This is a genomic window from Actinoplanes ianthinogenes (assembly GCF_018324205.1).
Classification (GTDB): Bacteria; Actinomycetota; Actinomycetes; order Mycobacteriales; family Micromonosporaceae; genus Actinoplanes; species Actinoplanes ianthinogenes.
Window position 1 is genome coordinate 8723425 of the sequence record NZ_AP023356.1, and the last position, 19094, is coordinate 8742518.

Consider the following 19094-nt stretch of genomic DNA (forward strand, 5'->3'; position numbering starts at 1 on the left):
CGGCCGTCAGGCCGTCGTCAGGCGCAGCGCCGCCGCGGCGACCGCGTCCTGGAGCTGCTCGTGCGGCGGCAGACTCGACAGGTCGCGGCGCATGCCGATGACGCTCTCCACCAGGCCGAGCACCAGGTCACCCGGGACGTCGCCGCCGGCCAGGCGGCGGTAGGCCAGGCGCAGCCGCTCGCGCTCGGCGCGGAAGCGGGTGAACGGCTCGGTGGCGATCTCCGGCAGGGCGTACAGGATGCCGACGTTCCACCGGGCGCCGAGCAGCACGCCGACGTCGTAGCGGACCAGCGCGCGCAGCGCGTCGGACGGCTCCAGGCCCTGATCGGACAGCGCCGAGGCGTAGTCCACCGACGGCCGGACGGTGGACTCGAGCAGCTCGGCGAGGATCTGCTCCTTGGTCTTGAAGTGGTAGTAGAGCGACGCCTGCCGGACGCCCACCATCTCGGCGATCATCCGGGTCGAGGTGGCCGCGTAGCCCCGCCCGGCGAACAGCTCGGCGGCGGCGTCGAGGATCTCGTCGCGGGCGGAGCCGGAGGGCAGCCGGCGGGCGCCCGATCGGGGCCGGCCGACGGAGGCGGTCGGGGAACTCACCCCCGCATCGTGTCACGCGGCCGCCCGCACCTTTGCCGCCGGAGCGATGTAACGGCGGTGACATTCGCCCCGCCCCACGGCACGCCACCGTGCTGCCGGGCGTGCCACCAGCAGATGAGCAGCTCACCAGCCTGTCGTGCCGGGGCCGCCCTTGAACGGGCCAGTGATGTCGGCGGTGATCCAGCCGCCGTAGAAGTCACCCTCCTGTGGCTGGACGAGCTCGCCGCCCACCCGGCATTCGCCGACCCGGCTCGGATAGAAGGCGACAGCTCCGGCGATCTCCGTGTATCCCGGTGAGGGCCGTTCGTAGGACCAGCCGGCCCGTTGCACCCGGGTTGTCCCGACGACCAGGTCCCAGTAGCTGGCGACACCCTTGAACTCACAGTACGAGCGGCCCTCGCCCGGCTCGAGAACCGCGTCGGCGATGTCGTCGCGGGGTATGTAGTAGACCGGCGGGTGTGAGGTCTCCAAGACCCGCCAGCAGCGGTCGCTGTCGACGATCACCCGGCCCGCGTGCGCTATCGTCACCCGGGCCCCGGTGCGCTCCACGCGCGGCGGGCGCGGGTAGTCCCAAACCGACTCCATCACCTCAGCGTGCCAGCCCGGCCACCGCCCCGCACCCCACCAGCCCGCGGATCCGCCTCCGCGGCGCGCCCGGCCCGCGGGATGTGCCGGGCGGTGAGGCGACTCCGGCCGGAGCGACACGTCACGATCAGAACGCGGCCGCCATGTCGGCCTGCCGCTGCAGGACCCGGTTCATCCGGGCCTGCACCGTGTCGAGCTGCCCGATGGTGTCGTTGGCGGTGTGAATGCCCTCGGCGACCGCCTTGCTGGAGCTCTGAATTCCGGCGATCTGTTCGGTCACCTTCTGGGTGGCTTCGGCCGTCTCCCGGGCGAGGTCCTTGACCTCGCTGGCCACGACCGCGAAGCCCTTGCCGACCTCGCCGGCACGTGCGGCCTCGATCGTCGCGTTGAGCGCCAGCAGGTTCGTCTGCTCCGCGATCGACGAGATGATTTTGATGACGTCATCGACCGCCGCTGACGCGTCCGAGAGCGCTTGCACCTCGGACTTCATCGCCTGGGAGCCGCTCGAGGCGAGGTTGGCCACCCGGCCGGCGTCCTCGGAGGCCGCGCGCAGCTCCGCGACGGTGTCCAGCAGCTGGCGCGCCTTGGCGGCGTCGCTCTCCTCCCGGCGCAGCACCGACATGCGCTGCGATACCAGCTGTTGCACGTTACGCAACGCGGCGGCCCGTGATTCGCTCAGTTCGATGCTGTCGGTGGTGAAGAAGTCCATCGTCCCGATCACGGTGGAGCCGTCCATGATGGGGAAGCACACCCCGGACCGCACACCGGCCCGCTGTGCCGCGGGCGCCCGGACACAGTCGGTCACCTCGGCCAGGTCGCGAACGAACACCAGGTCCCGGGACCGCCATGCCCGCCCCGACAGGCCGACGCCCTGGGCGAAGGAGGCGGCGAGAGTGACCTTGCGGAACTCCTCGCCGGCGGAACCGGACTCATACCCGAACCGCAGCACCTGCTCGGCCGTGTCGAGCGCCCAGTACGAGCCGTACGCCCACCCGAACGCGGTGCGCACCCGGTCGAGCGCGGCCCGGATCGCGGACTGCTGGTCGAGGGCCTCACCGACCTCGCCGACGACGGTCGTGACCGCGGCCTGGTCACCGAGGGTCTCGTGCAGTCGGGACGTCGCGACCGCGTACAGGCCGGCGAGCACGGCGATCCGGGTGATCGCCGCCCACTTGTCGCTGGCGAACGCGGGTAGCGGCCGCTTGCCGTAGAACTCCAGGACCCCGGTGACAGCGCCGTCGTACATGATGGGAACCGTCGCGGCCTCGACCATGCCGCCCGCGCATCGTGCGCGAACGGAGCGAGACGGGTGCCCGCGATGTCTGACCCATCGACCCGCCCGCGCCGGCGCTGAGTGCAGCTCGGTTGCCGTGAGCCTGGGCAAGCCGGTACAAGGTGAGTCAAGTGCCTCGACCCGGATTCGTTGGTAACCCAAGGTTTACGGACGAGAAACCACCGTCGATCGCCGGTCGAAGAATCTGTCAACCGACAGGTATTCGCCGGACCTCCGGGAGACGGTATGACCACTTCCCTCACTGACGCCGCTGACCTGCGCGGCTTCGGATACCAGCCGGAGCTGCGCCGCAGCATCGGCAGCTACGCCTCGTTCGCCGCCGGGTTCTCCTTCGTCTCCATCCTCACCACGGTCTTCCAGCTCTTCGGTTTCGGCTTCTCGTTCGGCGGCCCGGCGTTCTTCTGGACCTGGCCGCTGGTCTTCTTCGGCCAGTTCATGGTGGCGCTCACCTTCGCCGAGCTGGCCGCGCGCTACCCGCTCTCCGGCTGCATCTACCAGTGGTCACGCCGGCTCTCCAACGCCACGGTCGGCTGGTTCGCCGGCTGGATCATGATCATCGCGCAGATCGTCACGGTCGCGGCCGCGGCGATCGCGCTCCAGGTGGTGCTGCCGCAGATCTGGTCCGGCTTCCAGCCCGTCGGCGGTGACCCGGCGCTGACCTCGACCAGCGGCGCCACCAACGCCGTGCTCCTGGGATCGATCCTGATCGTGCTGACCACGCTGGTGAACGTCATCGGGGTCCGGCTCATGGCGATCATCAACAGCACCGGGGTGACCCTGGAGATCATCGGCGTGGTCGCGGTGGTCGTGCTGCTGCTGTTCAACGTCGAGCGCGGGCCGGGCGTCGTGTTCGACACCGGCGGCATGGGCAGCGGCGCGTCGTACGTCGGCCCGTTCCTGGTGTCGGCGCTGATGGCGGCGTACGTGGTGGTCGGTTTCGACAGCGCCGGCGAGCTCAGCGAGGAGACCCGCGACCCGCGGCACACCGCACCCCGGACGATCCTGCGGGCGCTCGCCGCCTCCGGCATCGGCGGTGGGCTGATGCTGCTGGTCGCGCTGATGGCCGCGCCGAGCCTGACCGACGGCCGGCTCGCCACCGAGGGCCTGCCCTACGTGCTGACCAGCCGCCTCGGCGAGACCGGCGGGAAGATCCTGCTGGTCGACGTGGCCATCGCGGTCGCGGTCTGCACCCTGGCGATCCAGACCGCCGGCAGCCGGATGGTCTTCTCGATGGCCCGCGACGGGGTGCTGCCGTTCTCCGCCGCGCTCAGCAAGGTCAACCCGCGCACCGGCACCCCGGCGCTGCCGGCCATCGTGGTCGGCGCCGGCGCGGCCGGGGTCCTGCTCGTCAACATCGGGCAGGCGGCCCTGTTCACCGCGCTGACCAGCGTCTGCATCGTGCTGCTCTACCTGGCCTACGCCCTGGTCACCGTCCCGCTGCTGATCCGCCGGATCAAGGGCCGGCCGTCCGGCGCGGAGGCCGCCACCACCGAGCGCGGCGGCAAGCTCTTCTCGCTCGGCAAGGCCGGGATCGTGGTCAACGTCGTCGCCGTCCTCTACGGCCTCGGCATGATCCTCAACCTGGGCTGGCCGCGCCCGGAGGTCTACGACCCGGCCGGCGCCCACTGGTACCTGCACTACTTCTCGCTGCTCTTCGTCGGCGGCGCGCTGGTCGCCGGCGGGCTGGCCTACCTGCGGTACCGCACCCGCGCGCTGTCGCTGCACCTGCCCGCGTTCCCGGCCGCCGTCCCGGCCGTCGTCACCGAGGGGGAGCCGGCATGAGCACCGCCACCACCACCGGGGCGCGGGAGCACGCCCGCGCCCAGGGCGGCACCGTCGTCGAGTGCATGCCGACCGTCCCGGCCGGGGACGGGCTGACCTGGGACGAGACCGTCCCCGGCGGCGGCTACGCGAGCAAGCGGCTGGCCCGTGGGACCACGCTGCGGCTGACCGATCTCTACGGCGACGCCTGTGTCTCGGTGCTGCTGTTCAACGCCGACGAGCCGTGGGAGCGCCTCAACGTCGCCGACACCGTCAAGGTGCTGTGGCAGGCGTACGTGGGGGAGGGGCACCTGCTCCTGTCCGACCAGGGGCGCGCCCTCGCCACGGTCACGGCCGGTGATCGGGAGCGGTCGGACACCTTCTGCGGGACCACGACCCTCAAGAGCAACTCCCTACGGTACGGCGACGGCAGCCCGCACAGCGCCACTCCGGCCGGCCGTGAGCTGTTCACCCTGGCCGCCGCCAAGCACGGGCTGACCCGCCGGGACCTGCCGCCGAGCATCTCCTTCTTCCAGGGTGTGCGGGTCGGCGCGGACGGCGGCTTCACCTGGCTCGGCTCGGCGGGACCCGGTGCCGTCGTCGAGCTGCGAGCGGAGATGCCGGTCACGGTGCTGCTCGTCAACGTTCCGCACCCGCTCGACCCGCGCGAGGAATACACCTGCTCACCCGTACGGATAACCGCTCGTCCCGCAAGGCCGGGCGAACCGCGCGATGCCCGCACACCGGAAGGCGAGCGGGCCCTGCTCAACACCGCCGACTACCTCGCCTCCAGGGGGCTCGCATGACGATCGTCCAGGCCCGCGCGCCGTGGTCCGCGGTGATCAGAAAGGGTCAGACGCTGACCATCGAGGACCTGGAGGGCAACCAGGCCGTCGACTGCCTGATCTACAACGCGCACGACACCGCCGAGCGGTACTCGGCGCCGGACACGATCGCCGCGCAGGGCAACATCTTCCTGACCACCGGCAGCGTGCTGCGCTCCAGCGAGGGCAACCCGCTGATGACGGTGGTGGCCGACGAGGTGGGCCGGCACGACACGGTCGGCGGGGCGTGCAGCCGGGAGAGCAACACCCTCCGGTACGGCCAGCACACCAAGCACCAGCACGCCTGCGTGGAGAACTTCCTGATCGAGGGCAGCCGCTGGGGCCTCGGCAAACGGGACCTGGTCAGCAACATCAACTGGTACATGAACGTGCCGGTCGACCCGGACGGCAGCCTCGGCATCGTCGACGGCATCTCCGCGCCCGGCCTGACCGTGACCCTGCGCGCCGAGATGGACGTGCTGGTCCTGGTGTCGAACTGCCCGCAGATCAACAACCCGTGCAACGGCTTCGACCCGACGCCGGTCCGCATGCTCGTCGCGGAGGGCTGACGCGTGTTCGACACCCTGCTGATCGCCAACCGCGGCGAGATCGCCTGCCGGATCATCCGCACCGCCGCCCGGATGGGGCTGAAGACCGTCGCGGTCTTCTCCGACGCCGACCGCGCCGCCCCGCACGTCCGGATGGCGGACGTGGCCGTCCGGCTCGGACCGGCCCCGGCCCGGGAGAGCTATCTGCTGGTCGACCGGGTGCTCGACGCCGCGCTGTCCACCGGCGCCGGCGCCGTGCACCCCGGGTACGGCTTCCTCTCCGAGGACGCCGCGTTCGCCACCGCCGTCGAGGCGGCCGGGCTGGCCTTCGTCGGGCCGACGCCGGCGCAGCTGACCGCGTTCGGCGCCAAGCACACCGCCCGGGACCTGGCCCGCCAGGCCGGCGTTCCGATGATCGAGGGCACCGGGCTGCTGTCCGGCCTGGACGAGGCCCTTGCGGCGGCCGAGCGGATCGGCTATCCCGTGATGCTGAAAGCAACCGGTGGGGGTGGCGGCATCGGCATGCAGGCCTGCCACGACGCGGCCGGCCTGGCGGCCGCGTTCGATCGGGTCGAGCGGCTCGCGGTCGCGAACTTCGGTAGCGGGGGAGTGTTCCTCGAACGGTTCGTGCAGTCGGCCCGGCACGTCGAGGTGCAGGTCTTCGGCGACGGGGCCGGACGCGTGGTGGCGCTCGGGGACCGGGATTGCAGCCTGCAACGGCGCAACCAGAAGGTGATCGAGGAGGCGCCCGCGCCCGGCCTGCCGGACGCCGTGCGGGAGCAACTGCACGCGGCGGCCACGGCACTCTGCTCGTCTGTTGAATATCGGTCAGCGGGAACCGTCGAGTTCGTCTACGACGCGGCCCGGGAGCAGGCGTCGTTCCTGGAGGTGAACACGCGGCTGCAGGTCGAGCACCCGGTCACCGAGGAGATCTTCGGGATCGACCTGGTGGAGTGGATGCTGCGCCTGGCGCAGGGCGACGCGGGCATGCTCGACGAGCCGCGGCGGGCGAGCGGGGTGGCTGTCGAGGCCCGCGTCTACGCCGAGGATCCGACGCAGGGTCACCGGCCCAGTGCCGGGCTGATCACCGACGTGGCCTTTCCCGGCGAGGTCCGCGTGGACGGCTGGGTGGCGGCCGGGACCGAGGTGAGCACCGCCTACGACCCGATGCTGGCCAAGGTGATCGTCTCCGGGGCGACCCGGGACGAGGCGTTCGCCAACCTGCGCGCGGCCCTGCGCAGCGCCAGGGTCGACGGGATCGAGACCAACCTCGGGCTGCTGCGGGCCGCGGTGGCGGAACCGCGGGTCCTGGCGGCGACGCACTCGACCGCGACGCTGGCCGGCGTGCACGACACGGAGCCGCGGATCGTCGTCGAGCGGGGCGGCACGATGACCACGGTGCAGGACTGGCCGGGGCGGATCGGGCTGTGGGAGGTCGGTGTGCCGCCGTCCGGGCCGATGGACGATCGGTCCTTCCGGCTGGGCAACCGGATCCTCGGCAACGAGGAGGGCGCGCCCGGCCTGGAGTGCACGGTGGACGGGCCGGCGCTGCGGTTCAGCGCGGCGACCACCGTCTGTGTGACCGGGGCGCCGGTGCCGGTGAGCGTCGACGGGCAACCGGTGCCGCAGTGGGAGCCGGTGGTGGTGCCGGCGGGTGCGGTGCTCGACGTCGGGAAGGCGACCGAGGGTGGGCTGCGGGCCTATGTGCTGGTCGCCGGGGGCCTGGACGTGCCGCGCTATCTGGGGAGCGCGGCGACGTTCACTCTCGGACAGTTCGGGGGGCACGGTGGGCGGACGTTGCGGGTCGGGGACGTGCTCCGCTCCGCCTTCAATGAGACAAAAGCCGAAATATCCGTTGCGAAGCCGCCGGAGATCGGCCACGACTGGCAGATCAAGGTAACCGAGGGCCCGCACGCCGCCCCGGAGTTCTTCACCCGCGAGGACATCGACGCCTTCTACGCCGCCGAGTGGCAGGTGCACTTCAACTCGGCACGCACCGGAGTCCGCCTGATCGGCCCGAAACCCCGCTGGGCCAGGACCGACGGCGGCGAGGCAGGGCTGCACCCGTCCAACATCCACGACACCCCCTACTCGGTCGGCGCCATCGACTTCACCGGCGACGTGCCGATCATTCTCGGGCCCGACGGGCCCAGTCTCGGCGGCTTCGTCTGCCCGGCCACGGTGCTCACCTCGGAACGGTGGAAGCTCGGGCAGCTGAGCCCGGGCGACACGGTCCGCTTCGTACCCGTAAATGATCTTGATTTCACGCCGTTGATCAGGACGCGCGACGACGGCGTCCTCGCCCGGGCCGACGACGTCACCTACCGGCGCTCCGGCGACGACAACCTGCTCGTCGAGTACGGGCCGATGACCCTCGACCTGGGCCTGCGGATGCGCGGCCACGCGCTGATGGACCGGCTGCGCGCCGAGGGCCTGCCGGGCGTGGTCGACCTGACGCCGGGCATCCGGTCGCTGCAGATCCACGTCGACCCGGCGGTGCTGCCGGTGCGCAAGCTGCTCGACGTGGTGCGCTCGATCGAGCTGCCCGCCACCCGCGACCTGGCGGTGCCCAGCCGGACCGTGCACCTGCCGCTGTCCTGGGACGACCCGGCCACCCGGGAGGCGATCGCCCGCTACATGGCCGGGGTGCGCGACGACGCGCCGTGGTGCCCGTGGAACATCGAGTTCATCCGCCGGGTCAACGGCCTCGACTCGGTCGACGACGTGTACCGGACCGTCTACGACGCCAGCTATCTCGTGCTCGGGCTCGGCGACGTCTACCTCGGCGCGCCGGTGGCGACCCCGCTCGACCCCCGGCACCGGCTGGTGACCACGAAGTACAACCCGGCGCGCACCTGGACTCCGGAGAACGCGGTCGGGATCGGCGGGGCGTACCTGTGCATCTACGGCATGGAGGGGCCGGGCGGGTACCAGTTCGTCGGGCGTACCGTGCAGGTCTGGTCGCGCTGGCAGCGGGAGGCCGGCGACCCGTGGCTGCTGCGCCACTTCGACCGGATCCAGTGGTATCCGGTCGGCGCCGAGGAGCTGCTCGACCTGCGGGCCGACATGGCCGCCGGGCGGCACCGCCTGCGCATCGACGACGGCACGTTCCGGCTCGCCGACCATGAGGACTTCCTGACGGCGAACGCGGACTCGATCGCCGATTTCCGGGCGCGGCAGGCGGCCGCGTTCGGCGCCGAGCGCGAGGCGTGGGCGGCCGCCGGGGAGTTCGATCCGCGGCCCGAGCCGGAGCCGGCGCCGGCCGCCGGACAGGTGGTCGTGCCGGAGGGCGGGGCCCTGGTGGAAGCGCCGTTCGTGTCCAGCGTCTGGCGGGTCGACGTGCGGCCCGGCGACCGGGTCACGGCCGGGCAGCCGCTGCTGGCCCTGGAAGCCATGAAGCTGGAGACCGTCGTGACCGCGCCTCGGGACGCGACGGTCACCGACATCCTCGTCACCCCGGGCGCGCAGGTCGCGCCGGGCAGTCCGCTGGTGGTGCTGGCATGAGACCTACCGACCGGGTACGCGCGGCGTACGACCGGCTCGCCCTCGACGAGCGGCCGGAAGCCTGGATCACGCTGCGACCGGTGGCCGACGTGCTCGCCGACGCGGCCGTGGTGGAGGCCCGGCTCGCGGCCGGGGAGGAACTGCCGCTGGCCGGGAAGCTCGTGGCGGTCAAGGACAACATCGACGTGGCGGGGTTGCCGACGACGGCGGGTTGTCCGGCGTACGCCTACCAGCCGGCGGTCAGCGCCACCGCCGTCCAGCGGCTGGTCGACGCGGGCGCGCTGATCCTCGGCAAGACCAACCTGGACCAGTTCGCCACCGGACTGGTCGGCACCCGCAGCCCGTACGGGGCGGTCCGCGACGTCCGCGACCCGTCCCGGGTCTCCGGCGGCTCCAGCTCCGGCTCCGCGGTGGTCGTCGCGCTCGGCATCGCCGATCTGGGCGTGGGCACCGACACCGCCGGGTCGGGCCGGGTGCCGGCGGCGTTCCAGGGCATCGTCGGCATGAAACCCACCCCGGGCCTGGTGCCCACCGACGGGGTGGTGCCCGCCTGCCGCAGCTTCGACTGCGTGACCGTTTTCGCCCGTACCCTCGACGAGGGCCGCCAGGCGCTCGGCATCATGAGCGCGTCGGCGCCGTCACCCGCTGCCCCGCCGCACCCCGTCGTCGCGGTCCCGGACCGAACCGAGCTGACCGGCCTGTCACCGGACTGGCTCGACGCGTTCGACCAGGTGGCGAAGGACCTCGAAGCGTCCGGCGCCCGGCTGCGCCCGATCCGGCTGGCCCCGTTCCTGGCCGCCGCCAAGCTGCTCTACAACGGCGGCTTCGTCGCGGAACGCTACGCCGCGGTCGGAGCGTTCATCGACGCGCATCCGGACGCGGTCGACCCGACCGTCGGCGCGATCATCCGGGCCGCCCGTGACATCCCGGCCCACGTGCTGGTGACCGATACCGAACGGCTCGACCGGCTGCGCGCCGAGGCGATGGCCGAGTGGGGTGACGCCGACGCGCTGCTGCTGCCGACCGCGCCGGCGCATCCGACGATCGCCGAGGTCGCCGCCGATCCGATCGGCGTCAACACGGCGCTCGGCACCTACACCAACTTCTGCAACCTGTTCGGGCTCAGCGCCGTCGCCGTCCCGGCCGCCTTCGGCGTCCAGATCATCGCCAGGGGATCCGCGGACGCGGTCGCCGCCGACGTCGCGGCCCGCGTCCTCGGCGACAACCCGATTGACGGTACGCCCACCAGCGGCCTCCCGTTGCTGGTGGTGGGCGCGCACCTGACCGGGCAGCCGCTCAACCACCAGCTCACCTCGCCGGGCGGCCGGTTCGTGCGGACGGTCCGGACCGCCCCGCGATATCGCCTGCACGCGCTGCCCACCGATCCGCCGAAGCCGGGCCTGGTCCGGGTCGCCGCCTCGGGCGCCGCGATCGAGGGCGAGCTGTGGGAGCTGCCACCGGCCGCGCTGGGCCGGTTCCTCGCGGCGCTGCCGAGCCCGATGGTGCTCGGCCCGGTCGACCTGGAGGACGGCACGACCGTCACCGGCTTCCTCTGCGAGCCGGTGGCCACCGCCGACGCCGTGGACATCACCGCTCACGGCGGCTGGCGCGCCTACCTGTCGTCCGTGTCCACCGCGTTTCCCGAGGAGTCCCGATGAACTCGCTCGCCCTGCACGCGCCCCGCTACGTCCTCGGCGACCTGCTGCTCACCCGGGTCCGCGGTGCCGACGTCCTCCTGGTGACCGGCGGCGCCGCTCTCATCGGCCTGTCCGCGCAGATCGCCGTGCCCGTCCCGGGCAGCCCGGTCCCGGTCACCGGCCAGACCCTGGCCGTCCTGCTCTGCGCCGCCGCCCTGGGCCCGTGGCGCGGCTCGGCGGCGTCCCTGGTCTACGTCGTCGCCGGCCTGGCCGGTGTCCCCTGGTTCGCCGCCGGCGGGTCCGGCCTCACCGGCGCCACCTTCGGCTACCTCCTCGGCATGATCGCCGCCGCGGCGGTCGTCGGTGCCCTGGCTCGCCGCGGCGCCGGCCGCACCGCCTGGCGCACGATCCTCGCCATGCTCCTCGGCAACCTGATCATCTATGCCGTCGGCGTCTCCTGGCTGGCGGTGTCCCTGCACCTGACCGCCGCCACCGCGCTCCGAGCAGGTCTGGTGCCGTTCCTGCTCGGCGACGCCCTGAAGGTGCTGATCGCCGCCGGAGTCCTCCCGGCCGCCTGGCACCTCACCCGGTCATCCTGGCCCGGCCGTCGCCGATAGTGCGCTGCGCCCGCAGAAGGAGGGGCCCGCGCCGTCACGGGGGGAACGGCGCGGGCGGTATCACGATAGCCGTCTATCGTCCGGTATTCCATACCCTTAGCAGGGATGTCATTTTTGGTCTGATTTGTTGCCGGCCGCAGAGGCCGGCGTCCGGGTATATGAACTTCATGAGTGGCTTCGAGGTAGGCGCGCCGGGACGGCTGAGGATCATGACGGTCAACCTGCTCGCGCCCGAGCACGCCCGATGGGACCGGCGGCGTCCGGTGCTGAGGGCGGGGATCGCGAGGTGGCGGCCCGATGTGATCGCCTTGCAGGAAGTGGCCGTCGGTGAGGTCGCGGAGCTGCTCGGCGAGAGCTATCACGTCGTGCACCACTCCCAGCGATCGAGCGACGGTGTCGGAGCCGCCTTCGCGAGCCGGTGGCCTGTCACCTCGGTGCGCGAGATCGATCTGCGGGTCACCGATCGGGTGGACCTGCCGTGGAGCGCGGCAGTGATCGGCGAGATCGAGATGCCGTCACCGATCGGCCCCGTCGTGTTCGTCCACCACAAGCCGGCCTGGCAGGCCGGCTATGCCGCGGAGCGTGAGTCGCAGGCCGTCGCCTGCGCCCGGGGCGTCGAGGAGCAGGTTGCCGGCCGCGCCGTGCACGTGGTCCTGGCGGGGGACTTCGACGACGAGCCCGACTCGGCGAGCGTGCGATTCTGGACCGGCAAGCAGTCCTTGCACGGCATCAGCGTCGCGTACCGCGACGCGTGGGCGGCGGCGCATCCGACCGACCCGGGCCACACCTTCACACCGGTCAACCCGCTGGTGCGGTCCGGTGAGATGTCCTTGGAATCGGGCCGCCGCATCGATTACGTCATGGTCCGATGCGGGGTGCACGGACCGACCCTCGACGTCGCCGACTGCCGGCTGGCGTTCGCCGAACCGGTGGACGACATCTGGGCCAGTGACCATTTCGGTGTCGTCGCCGACCTGACGGTGCCGGAGCACCCGCCCGGCGCCTGGCGATCCTGATCCACCGACAGCCGAACCGGGCTGAGCCTACTCAGGCACACCGATGTTGTCCGGGCCCAGCAGGCCGGGGGCGGAACTCGGCACGACGGTGCCGGCCGGCGGCAGGACCGGTGACGGCTCCGGGCCGGCCGGCTTCTCCGCCGCGCGGGGGCCGCAGCCGGCGAGGAGCACGATCACCGTCGTCGCGGTGCACACCCGTGCCAGACGTAGCGGCATGGAACTCTTTTCGGCCGCTTCGAGCCCCGGCTGAGTTCTTCGTCCCGCGAGTGTCGATCCGGCGGCGCGCCGTTCGTACAGAAGGCGAAACCGCGATCCGAGGAGGACATGATGGACAGCCCGCTCACACGTTTGGATTCGGCCGGGAGGACGGCATGAAGCAGTATCTACTGAGCGTCTACCAGCCCGACGGCGGCCGGCCGCCCGCCGAGGTGCTCGACCCGATCATGCAGGGTCTTCAGCGGCTCAACGACGATCTGCGGGCGGCCGGCGCCTGGGTGTTCGCCGCGGGGTTGCACGCTCCGGAGACGGCGACGGTGGTCCGGGTGCGAGACGGCCAGGACCTCGTCACCGACGGGCCGTTCACCGAGGGCAAGGAGCACCTGGGCGGATTCACCGTCATCCAGGCGCCCGACCTCGACGCCGCCCTCCGGTGGGCCCGCCGGATGGCCGACGTGACGACGCTGCCGATCGAGGTCCGCCCGATCGCGTCATGACCGTCGAGGAGCTTTATCGCCAGGAGTACGGCCGCGCGGTCGCGATCCTGACCCGCGCCTTCGGCGATCTCGATCTCGCCGAGGACGCGGTGCAGGACGCGTTCGCCGCGGCCGTGCGGCGCTGGCCGGTGGAGGGCCGGCCGCCGAGCCCGACCGGCTGGATCCTCACCACCGCCCGCAACCGGGCGATCGACCGGCTGCGCCGGGCCAAGGTCGGGGTGGAGAAGGAGGCGCTCGCGATGGCGATGGGTGACGACGAGCCGGTGACCGGGCCGTTCTCGGACGACCGGCTGCGGCTCGTCTTCACCTGCTGCCACCCGGCCCTCGCCCTGCCGGTCCGGGTCGCGTTGACGCTGCGGCTGCTCGGCGGGCTCACCACCGCCGAGATCGCGCGGGCGTTCCTGGTGCCGGAGGCGACGATGGCCCAGCGGATCGTGCGGGCCAAGGCCAAGATCCGGCACGCGGGCATCCCGTACCGGATCCCCGCCGAGGCCGACCTGCCGGAGCGGCTGCGCGGCGTGCTCGCGGTCGTCTACCTGATCTTCAACGAGGGTTACCTGGCCTCGTCCGGTGACGCGCTGGTCCGGGACGACCTGTGCGCCGAGGCGATCCGGCTCGGCCGGCTGCTCGTCGAGCTGATGCCGGACGAGCCGGAGGCGCACGGCCTGCTCGCGTTGATGCTGCTCGTCGCGTCCCGCCGGAACGCCCGCACGGCCCCGGACGGCACCCCGGTGCTCCTCGCCGACCAGGACCGCTCGCGGTGGGACCGGGCCCTGGTCGCCGAGGGGCAGGCGATCGTGCGGGAGTGCCTGCGCCGCAACCGCCCGGGGCCTTACCAGATCCAGGCCGCGATCAACGCCGTGCACAGTGACGCTCCGAGTGCCGCGCGCACCGACTGGTCACAGATCCTCCAGCTGTACGACCTGCTGGCCGCCACCGCGCCCAGCCCGGTCGTCGCGCTGAACCGGGCGGTGGCGGTCGCCGAGGTGCACGGCCCGGAGCCGGCGCTCGGGATCGTGGACGGCCTCGCCCTGGACGACTATCACGTGTACCAGGCGGTGCGGGCGGATCTCCTGCGCCGCCTGGGCCGCACCGATGAGGCGTCGGCGGCCTACGCCCGCGCCGCCGAGCTCACGGAGAACACGGCGTCGCGGGAGTGGTTGCTGGGCCGGCTGACCTGACGTTCACCACCTGCGGCTCGGTGAGGGTGTCGTAGATCAGGTGCACGGTCACGTCGGTTATCCCGCAGTACTCGGAGATGCCGACCCGCAGCTGCCGGTCGAGGATCTCGTCGAGGCCCTGGGCGGCATACTCGGCCGCGGAGCCGCCCGCCAGCCCGACCCAGGTGATCCGCTTGCCGTGCAGGGTGGACGGCTCGTACGCGAAGCCCCGGTTCCACACCCGGTCGACCCAGCCCTTGGCGATGGCCGGCAGCCCGAACCACCAGACCGGGAAGACCACGACGATCTCGTCCGCCGCGGCGACCCGGGCCATGTGCGCGCGCACCTCGGCCGAGTACTCCTTGGCGGCGTCGGCCCAGTCGGGTTCGTCGTCGGGGCGCAGCGACGGGTCGAAGCCCTCCCCGTACAGGTCCAGGAAGTCGACGGTACGCCCGTCGGCGAGCAGCGTGTCGCGGGTGCGCGCCGCCGTGGCCGCGGTCAGCGAGTCCGCGCGCGGGTGGGCGAGGACCACGAGTGCGTGCGTCACCGGCCCAGCACCGGGTAGTCGGTGTAACCGGCCTGGTCGCCGCCGTAGAACGTCGCCGGATCGGCGGTGTTGAACGGCCCGCCCGCCCTGATCCGGACGTCCAGATCCGGGTTGGCCAGCCACAACGTCGCCAGCGTCACGGCATCGGCCACCCCGGACTCGACCGCCTCGGCGGCGGTCTCGGCCGAGGCCGGGAACGCGTCCGGCGCCGGGTGCGGGTTCAGGAGGAAGGTGCCCGGCCACGCCGCTCGCAGCCGCTCGGTCAGGTCCCGGTCGCCGGCCTCGAGCAGGTGCACGTACGCGAGGTCGAGCTCGGCCAGCAGGGCGAGGTACAGCGGCGCCGGGTCATCCTCCCGGATGTTGTTGACCGGGCTTCCCGGGGACAGCCGGATCCCGGTGCGATCGGCGCCGATGGTGTCGGCCACCGCGGCGGCGACCTCGACCGCGAAACGGATGCGGTTCGCCACCGAGCCGCCGTACGAGTCCGTCCGCACGTTGGTGTTGTCGGCCAGGAACTGGTGGATCAGGTAGCCGTTCGCGCCGTGCAGCTCCACCCCGTCGAAGCCGGCGTCGACGGCGTTGCGTGCCGCTGCCGCGAAGTCGGCGACCGTGGCGCGGATGTCCTCGATCGTCAGCTCCCGGGGCACCGGGTGGTCGAGCATCCCGTCGGGGCTGAACAGCTGCTCGCCGGACGCGACCGCGGACGGCGCCACCGGCAGCTCGCCGTTCGGGTACAGGATGGGGTGACCGATCCGGCCGGTGTGGGTGAGCTGGGCGAAGATGCGCCCGTCCCGCTCGTGCACCGCGTCGGTGACGGCGCGCCAGCCCTCGACCTGGTCGGCGGTGTGCAGCCCGGGCGTCCCGAGGTAGCCCTGCCCGAGCACGCTGGGCTGGATGCTCTCGCTGATGATCAGGCCCGCGCCGGCCCGCTGCCGGTAGTACTCCGCGGTCAGCGGCGTGACGACGCCGGCGGCCGACGCGCGGCTCCGCGTCATCGGCGCCATGAACAGGCGATTCGGCAGGTGGAGTTTGCCGAGCGTGATCGGCTCGAAGAGATGGGGCATGGTGGCACCTCCGCAGATGCTTGATTGACTCAAGCATTACGGTGGCACAATTGCTTGAGTCAATCAAGTGTTAGAATCGCCGGCATGGCCGTTCCCTCCGGGCCCGTCTCCGCGTCGACGGAGGCCGAGCGTGCGATGTTCGACTTCGTCGATGCCTACGATCGCGCCTACGAGACCGCGGCGGAGCAGCACGGGATGAGCGTCGCGCAGGCCTGTGTGCTGGGCCGGATCTCCCGGCCGCGGGGGATGCGCGAGCTGGCCGACGAGCTCGGCTGCGACGCCTCCAACATCACCCAGATCGTCATCCGCCTGGAGGCCCGCGAGCTGGTCGAGCGGCACGCCAACCCGGACGATCGCCGCTCCCGCCAGTTGCACCGGACCGCGGCCGGGGACGAGCTCAACGCCGCCTTCGAGGAGACGTTCGAGTTCGCCCGCACGGCCGCCTCCAACCTGTCCCTGCAGGAGCAGGCCCAACTGGCCGGGCTCCTGCGAAAGGCGCTCGGGAAACCTACGTAGGCAGCAGCCTGGTGGCCAGCACCTCCGTCGCGACGCCCCGGCCGATCGTCTGCCCGGCCCGGTCACTGAAGGCGAAGTGCTGCCCGCCGTAGATCCGGGACCGGCCCGCCTCGGCCGCCGCCGCGGAGAAACCGGGATAGCTGCGCGGCAGGCCGCCCGGCGCCGAGTCCGTGGTGTGGGTGAACGGGATCCGGTCGGTGCGGAAGAATCCGGCCAGCACCGCCGCCCCCGCCCCGCTGTACGAGCTGTGCCCGGACACCCACTCCGGCGATCCGCCCACGGCGCCGGCCCGCGACGTCCACGCCGGATCCGGCTCGGTGGCCGGGTTGCCGTCGGTGTCGGCCTCCCGGATCGCGGTCGTCGGCCGCCAGTGCCGGTAGGTGTACTTGGTCGCCACCGTCACCACCGTGGTGTCGGCCAGCGCCATGGTCAGCAGCGCGGTGAGCCGTGCCTGCTCGCCGAGCGGCAGATGCCGCTGGCCGGAGACGGTCAGCGCGATCCGCAGCCACTCGCCGGGCGGCTGGTCACTGCCGGCCGGCAGCGACCAGAACTGGAACGTGGCGAGCAGGTCCGGCGCCGGGACAGCGGCGTCGCCCAGCACCTTGACCTCGGTGAACGCCTGCGCGTACGCCTCACTGGTCAGCGCCGGCGGCGCGCCGGGAAGGTAGCGCGCGGGATCCTCCACGCCGAACGGGCGCACGTCGCGGTACTGCGTGCCGGACCAGTCGGCCCGGAACACCCCCGGCCCGGCGCCGGCGGCCTGGGTCTCCACCGGCCGGTATCCGTCGTCGGCGCGGGCCGCGACGACCGCCGCGCCGACCTGGTCACCCCACGCCGCGCCGCGGGTCACCGGCACGCCCGGCCCGAGCGCGGCCAGGTCGGCGGCGAGCTGCGCGTCATAGGTGGCGGTGCGGTCGGCGTCGGCGCGCACCAGCACCGCGTGCGCCGCGGACGCCGCCGCGGCCTGCGGATCCGCGCCGTGCGGCCCGCTGCCGCCGATCAGCGCCGGGGCGCGGCGACCATGTCCGGAACGCAGCCCGTTCGTCGCGTCGTAGATCGCGACGTCGACCATCGCGTACAGGCGGGCGGCGTCCGCGTCGGTCGCCCGGGTGGTGCGGACCGCGGTGAGCGCGAGCTCGTTCCAGACGCGGACGCTGTCGATGTCCGGCCGCTTCACCTCAGCGACCGCCGGTGTGCCGGCTCCCACGCCGGCCACGAGCATGGCGACGAACAGCAGCTTCTTCATCCGCAAACGGTCCCGCACCCCACGACGACAAGCATCGATCTGTAGCCAACCGGACTGGATCGCCGCCCGCCGCCGGGTCCGCCGCGGCCTCCGGTGAGAGCCGCTTGACGGTACGCCCGGAGCGCGCGCCCCGGACGTACCCCAAAGCGGGGTTGATCTGCGGTACAACCGGACCGCAACCGGGCGGGACTTCACGCGGCGGGCGGACTGCCGAACGGAAAGGGTCTGCTTTTTCTCCGGGAGGGGTCCGGCATGGGTGTGCTCCTGCTGGCGCCGGTGGTGACGCCACCGTGGTCGCGGTCGCGGCCAGCCTGCTCGGCTGGGTCTACCTGATCGTGCCGCTGTCGGCCGGTGCGACCGGCCCGGCGCAGGCGGTCGCGGTCGCCTACCCGGTGATGGACCTGGTGCTGGTCACCGTCTCGGTCGGCGTCGCCTGCCTGCCGGACGACGTCGCCGAGCTGACCCGGATCGCCGACCAGGCGCTTTACGCGGCCAAGGCGGCCGGTCGCAACCGGGTCGTGGTGGCCGGCGCCGGCCCGCTGCCCGCGGCGGCGTGATCGAGGCCCTGCCCTCGCGGCGTCAGCGCGCCGGATCCCAGTAGGCGGTGGGCAGGCCCGGCACGCCGACCCGGGCGGTGAACAGCCGTCCGGAGCCGGGGTCGTGCTCGGTGCGCGCCGTGGTGATCACGAGAAGATCCAGGTCCGGCCCGGCGAAGGCGACGCTGGACACGTGCGGCGCGCCGACGGTCACGGTCGCCAGGACGACACCCTCCGGGGTACGGCATTCCACCCGCCCGCCGCCCCAGATCGCGATCCACAGGTTGCCGTTCGCGTCGGCGCACATGCCGTCGGGCAGCCCGTCACCGATCCGGAACGCCTCCCGCCGCTCGCCGGTCGCGCCGGTGACGGCGTCGTAGTCCCGGACCCGGACAACCCCGGGCACGGAGTCGATGCTGTAGAACCGATCACCGGCCGGGCTCCAGGCCAGCCCGTTGGAGAGCGTCAGGTCGTCGTCGATCGTGGTCAGCCCGCCGTCCTCGAACCGGACCAGCACCTCCGTCCCGGACCGCTCGGCCGGATCGAGGCTGCCGACCAGGAAGCGGCCCGCCGGATCGACCGCCCCGTCGTTGAGCCGGCTCGTGCTCCCCGGCGCGAGCACCCGGGCCAGCTCGGCCCGCGTCCCGTCGACGCCGACCCGGGTGAGCACCTCCCGCTCGGCGACCAGCAGGTCACCACCGGCCGCCACGGCGACCGCGCCCACCTCGGCGCCGAACCGCCACACCCCGGCCGGAACGATCTCCGCACCGTCGACCGCGCCCTGGTGCACGACCCCGGCGTCGATGTCGACCCAGAGCAGCCGCCGCCGCTCGCCGTCCCAGACCGGCCCCTCACCGAGCGTGCAGGTCCCCGCCTCGACCGGGCGGGCGGTGAACGCGGACGTCATGCCGCGATCGTTCCGCATCGACGGG

At 72.6% G+C, this 19094-nt stretch carries 18 protein-coding genes and 1 pseudogene; 11 read left to right on the plus strand and 8 right to left on the minus strand.

Features of this window, described 5'->3' with window-relative positions:
- Positions 1-6: 6 nt before the first annotated feature.
- From Aiant_RS39330 to Aiant_RS46760, 3 genes and pseudogenes are all read right to left on the minus strand, one after another.
- A complete protein-coding gene (locus Aiant_RS39330; protein WP_189334903.1) occupies positions 7-594 on the minus strand; it encodes a TetR/AcrR family transcriptional regulator in 588 nt (195 codons plus the stop codon).
- Positions 595-717: 123 nt separating this feature from the next.
- Entirely contained in the window at positions 718-1179 is a 462-nt protein-coding gene (locus tag Aiant_RS39335) for a DUF427 domain-containing protein (RefSeq protein WP_189334902.1), read from the minus strand.
- Between the two features lie 127 nt (positions 1180-1306).
- A pseudogene (locus Aiant_RS46760) lies at positions 1307-2455 on the minus strand (methyl-accepting chemotaxis protein); the annotation flags it as partial.
- Between the two features lie 243 nt (positions 2456-2698).
- Here Aiant_RS46760 and Aiant_RS39345 point away from each other — a divergent pair.
- The 7 genes from Aiant_RS39345 (at position 2699) to Aiant_RS39375 (ending at position 12380) form a co-directional block, all read left to right on the plus strand.
- Positions 2699-4255, plus strand: coding sequence for an amino acid permease (locus tag Aiant_RS39345; protein ID WP_189334901.1), 1557 nt, complete (start codon positions 2699-2701; stop codon positions 4253-4255).
- Entirely contained in the window at positions 4252-5040 is a 789-nt protein-coding gene (locus Aiant_RS39350) for an urea amidolyase associated protein UAAP1 (protein WP_189334900.1), read from the plus strand. Before Aiant_RS39345 ends, Aiant_RS39350 begins: the two co-directional genes overlap by 4 nt.
- Positions 5037-5627 carry an urea amidolyase associated protein UAAP2 gene (locus Aiant_RS39355; RefSeq protein WP_189334899.1) on the plus strand — a complete coding sequence of 197 codons (591 nt, stop codon included), beginning with the start codon at positions 5037-5039 and terminating at the stop codon, positions 5625-5627. The genes Aiant_RS39350 and Aiant_RS39355 overlap by 4 nt, the downstream gene beginning before the upstream one ends.
- Positions 5628-5630: 3 nt before the next feature.
- The gene (locus Aiant_RS39360; protein WP_189334898.1) at positions 5631-9110 is read left to right on the plus strand and encodes a 5-oxoprolinase/urea amidolyase family protein; all 3480 of its coding nucleotides are present in this window, start codon (positions 5631-5633) and stop codon (positions 9108-9110) included.
- Positions 9107-10768: an allophanate hydrolase gene (gene atzF, locus Aiant_RS39365; RefSeq protein WP_189334897.1), complete on the plus strand. Its 1662-nt coding sequence runs from the start codon at positions 9107-9109 to the stop codon at positions 10766-10768. The genes Aiant_RS39360 and atzF overlap by 4 nt, the downstream gene beginning before the upstream one ends.
- A complete protein-coding gene (locus Aiant_RS39370; protein WP_189334896.1) occupies positions 10765-11364 on the plus strand; it encodes a biotin transporter BioY in 600 nt (199 codons plus the stop codon). Before atzF ends, Aiant_RS39370 begins: the two co-directional genes overlap by 4 nt.
- 167 nt (positions 11365-11531) lie before the next feature.
- Positions 11532-12380 (plus strand): endonuclease/exonuclease/phosphatase family protein, encoded by an 849-nt coding sequence (locus Aiant_RS39375; RefSeq protein WP_189334895.1) that lies wholly within the window; start codon positions 11532-11534, stop codon positions 12378-12380.
- 27 nt (positions 12381-12407) lie between these two features.
- Here Aiant_RS39375 and Aiant_RS39380 read toward each other — a convergent pair whose 3' ends face one another.
- The gene (locus Aiant_RS39380; RefSeq protein WP_189334894.1) at positions 12408-12596 is read right to left on the minus strand and encodes a hypothetical protein; all 189 of its coding nucleotides are present in this window, start codon (positions 12594-12596) and stop codon (positions 12408-12410) included.
- Between the two features lie 155 nt (positions 12597-12751).
- Here Aiant_RS39380 and Aiant_RS39385 point away from each other — a divergent pair, with 155 nt between their 5' ends.
- A complete protein-coding gene (locus tag Aiant_RS39385) occupies positions 12752-13093 on the plus strand; it encodes a YciI family protein (protein ID WP_189334893.1) in 342 nt (113 codons plus the stop codon).
- Entirely contained in the window at positions 13090-14274 is a 1185-nt protein-coding gene (locus Aiant_RS39390) for an RNA polymerase sigma factor (protein WP_189334892.1), read from the plus strand. The genes Aiant_RS39385 and Aiant_RS39390 overlap by 4 nt, the downstream gene beginning before the upstream one ends.
- On the opposite strand, the gene Aiant_RS39395 is transcribed toward Aiant_RS39390, so the two are convergent.
- The gene (locus Aiant_RS39395; protein ID WP_189334891.1) at positions 14225-14800 is read right to left on the minus strand and encodes an NAD(P)H oxidoreductase; all 576 of its coding nucleotides are present in this window, start codon (positions 14798-14800) and stop codon (positions 14225-14227) included. The two genes, Aiant_RS39390 and Aiant_RS39395, sit on opposite strands and share 50 nt — an antisense overlap.
- The gene (locus tag Aiant_RS39400) at positions 14797-15864 is read right to left on the minus strand and encodes an alkene reductase (RefSeq protein WP_189334890.1); all 1068 of its coding nucleotides are present in this window, start codon (positions 15862-15864) and stop codon (positions 14797-14799) included. The genes Aiant_RS39395 and Aiant_RS39400 overlap by 4 nt, the downstream gene beginning before the upstream one ends.
- Positions 15865-15948: 84 nt before the next feature.
- Here Aiant_RS39400 and Aiant_RS39405 point away from each other — a divergent pair, with 84 nt between their 5' ends.
- Complete coding sequence (locus Aiant_RS39405) at positions 15949-16380, plus strand: MarR family winged helix-turn-helix transcriptional regulator (protein ID WP_189334889.1); 432 nt, start codon at positions 15949-15951, stop codon at positions 16378-16380.
- Here the strand turns inward: Aiant_RS39405 and Aiant_RS39410 are convergent.
- Complete coding sequence (locus Aiant_RS39410; RefSeq protein WP_189334888.1) at positions 16373-17626, minus strand: vanadium-dependent haloperoxidase; 1254 nt, start codon at positions 17624-17626, stop codon at positions 16373-16375. The two genes, Aiant_RS39405 and Aiant_RS39410, sit on opposite strands and share 8 nt — an antisense overlap.
- Before the next feature lie 290 nt (positions 17627-17916).
- Between Aiant_RS39410 and Aiant_RS46225 the strand changes: the two genes are divergently transcribed.
- The gene (locus Aiant_RS46225) at positions 17917-18183 is read left to right on the plus strand and encodes a diguanylate cyclase domain-containing protein (RefSeq protein WP_229831091.1); all 267 of its coding nucleotides are present in this window, start codon (positions 17917-17919) and stop codon (positions 18181-18183) included.
- A 22-nt stretch (positions 18184-18205) separates the two neighbouring features.
- Here the strand turns inward: Aiant_RS46225 and Aiant_RS39420 are convergent, their stop codons facing one another.
- Positions 18206-19069 carry an SMP-30/gluconolactonase/LRE family protein gene (locus tag Aiant_RS39420; RefSeq protein ID WP_189334887.1) on the minus strand — a complete coding sequence of 288 codons (864 nt, stop codon included), beginning with the start codon at positions 19067-19069 and terminating at the stop codon, positions 18206-18208.
- Positions 19070-19094 lie beyond the last annotated feature (25 nt).

Bases quoted from the DNA above. Each gene is read 5' to 3' on its own strand.
- Aiant_RS39335 (WP_189334902.1), bottom strand. From the start codon at position 1,179: ATGGAGTCGGTTTGGGACTACCCGCGCCCGCCGCGCGTGGAGCGCACC.
- Aiant_RS39345 (WP_189334901.1), top strand. From the start codon at position 2,699: ATGACCACTTCCCTCACTGACGCCGCTGACCTGCGCGGCTTCGGATAC.
- Aiant_RS39350 (WP_189334900.1), top strand. From the start codon at position 4,252: ATGAGCACCGCCACCACCACCGGGGCGCGGGAGCACGCCCGCGCCCAG.
- Aiant_RS39355 (WP_189334899.1), top strand. From the start codon at position 5,037: ATGACGATCGTCCAGGCCCGCGCGCCGTGGTCCGCGGTGATCAGAAAG.
- atzF (WP_189334897.1), top strand. From the start codon at position 9,107: ATGAGACCTACCGACCGGGTACGCGCGGCGTACGACCGGCTCGCCCTC.
- Aiant_RS39370 (WP_189334896.1), top strand. From the start codon at position 10,765: ATGAACTCGCTCGCCCTGCACGCGCCCCGCTACGTCCTCGGCGACCTG.
- Aiant_RS39375 (WP_189334895.1), top strand. From the start codon at position 11,532: ATGAGTGGCTTCGAGGTAGGCGCGCCGGGACGGCTGAGGATCATGACG.
- Aiant_RS39380 (WP_189334894.1), bottom strand. From the start codon at position 12,596: ATGCCGCTACGTCTGGCACGGGTGTGCACCGCGACGACGGTGATCGTG.
- Aiant_RS39385 (WP_189334893.1), top strand. From the start codon at position 12,752: ATGAAGCAGTATCTACTGAGCGTCTACCAGCCCGACGGCGGCCGGCCG.
- Aiant_RS39390 (WP_189334892.1), top strand. From the start codon at position 13,090: ATGACCGTCGAGGAGCTTTATCGCCAGGAGTACGGCCGCGCGGTCGCG.
- Aiant_RS39400 (WP_189334890.1), bottom strand. From the start codon at position 15,864: ATGCCCCATCTCTTCGAGCCGATCACGCTCGGCAAACTCCACCTGCCG.
- Aiant_RS39405 (WP_189334889.1), top strand. From the start codon at position 15,949: ATGGCCGTTCCCTCCGGGCCCGTCTCCGCGTCGACGGAGGCCGAGCGT.
- Aiant_RS39410 (WP_189334888.1), bottom strand. From the start codon at position 17,626: ATGAAGAAGCTGCTGTTCGTCGCCATGCTCGTGGCCGGCGTGGGAGCC.
- Aiant_RS39420 (WP_189334887.1), bottom strand. From the start codon at position 19,069: ATGACGTCCGCGTTCACCGCCCGCCCGGTCGAGGCGGGGACCTGCACG.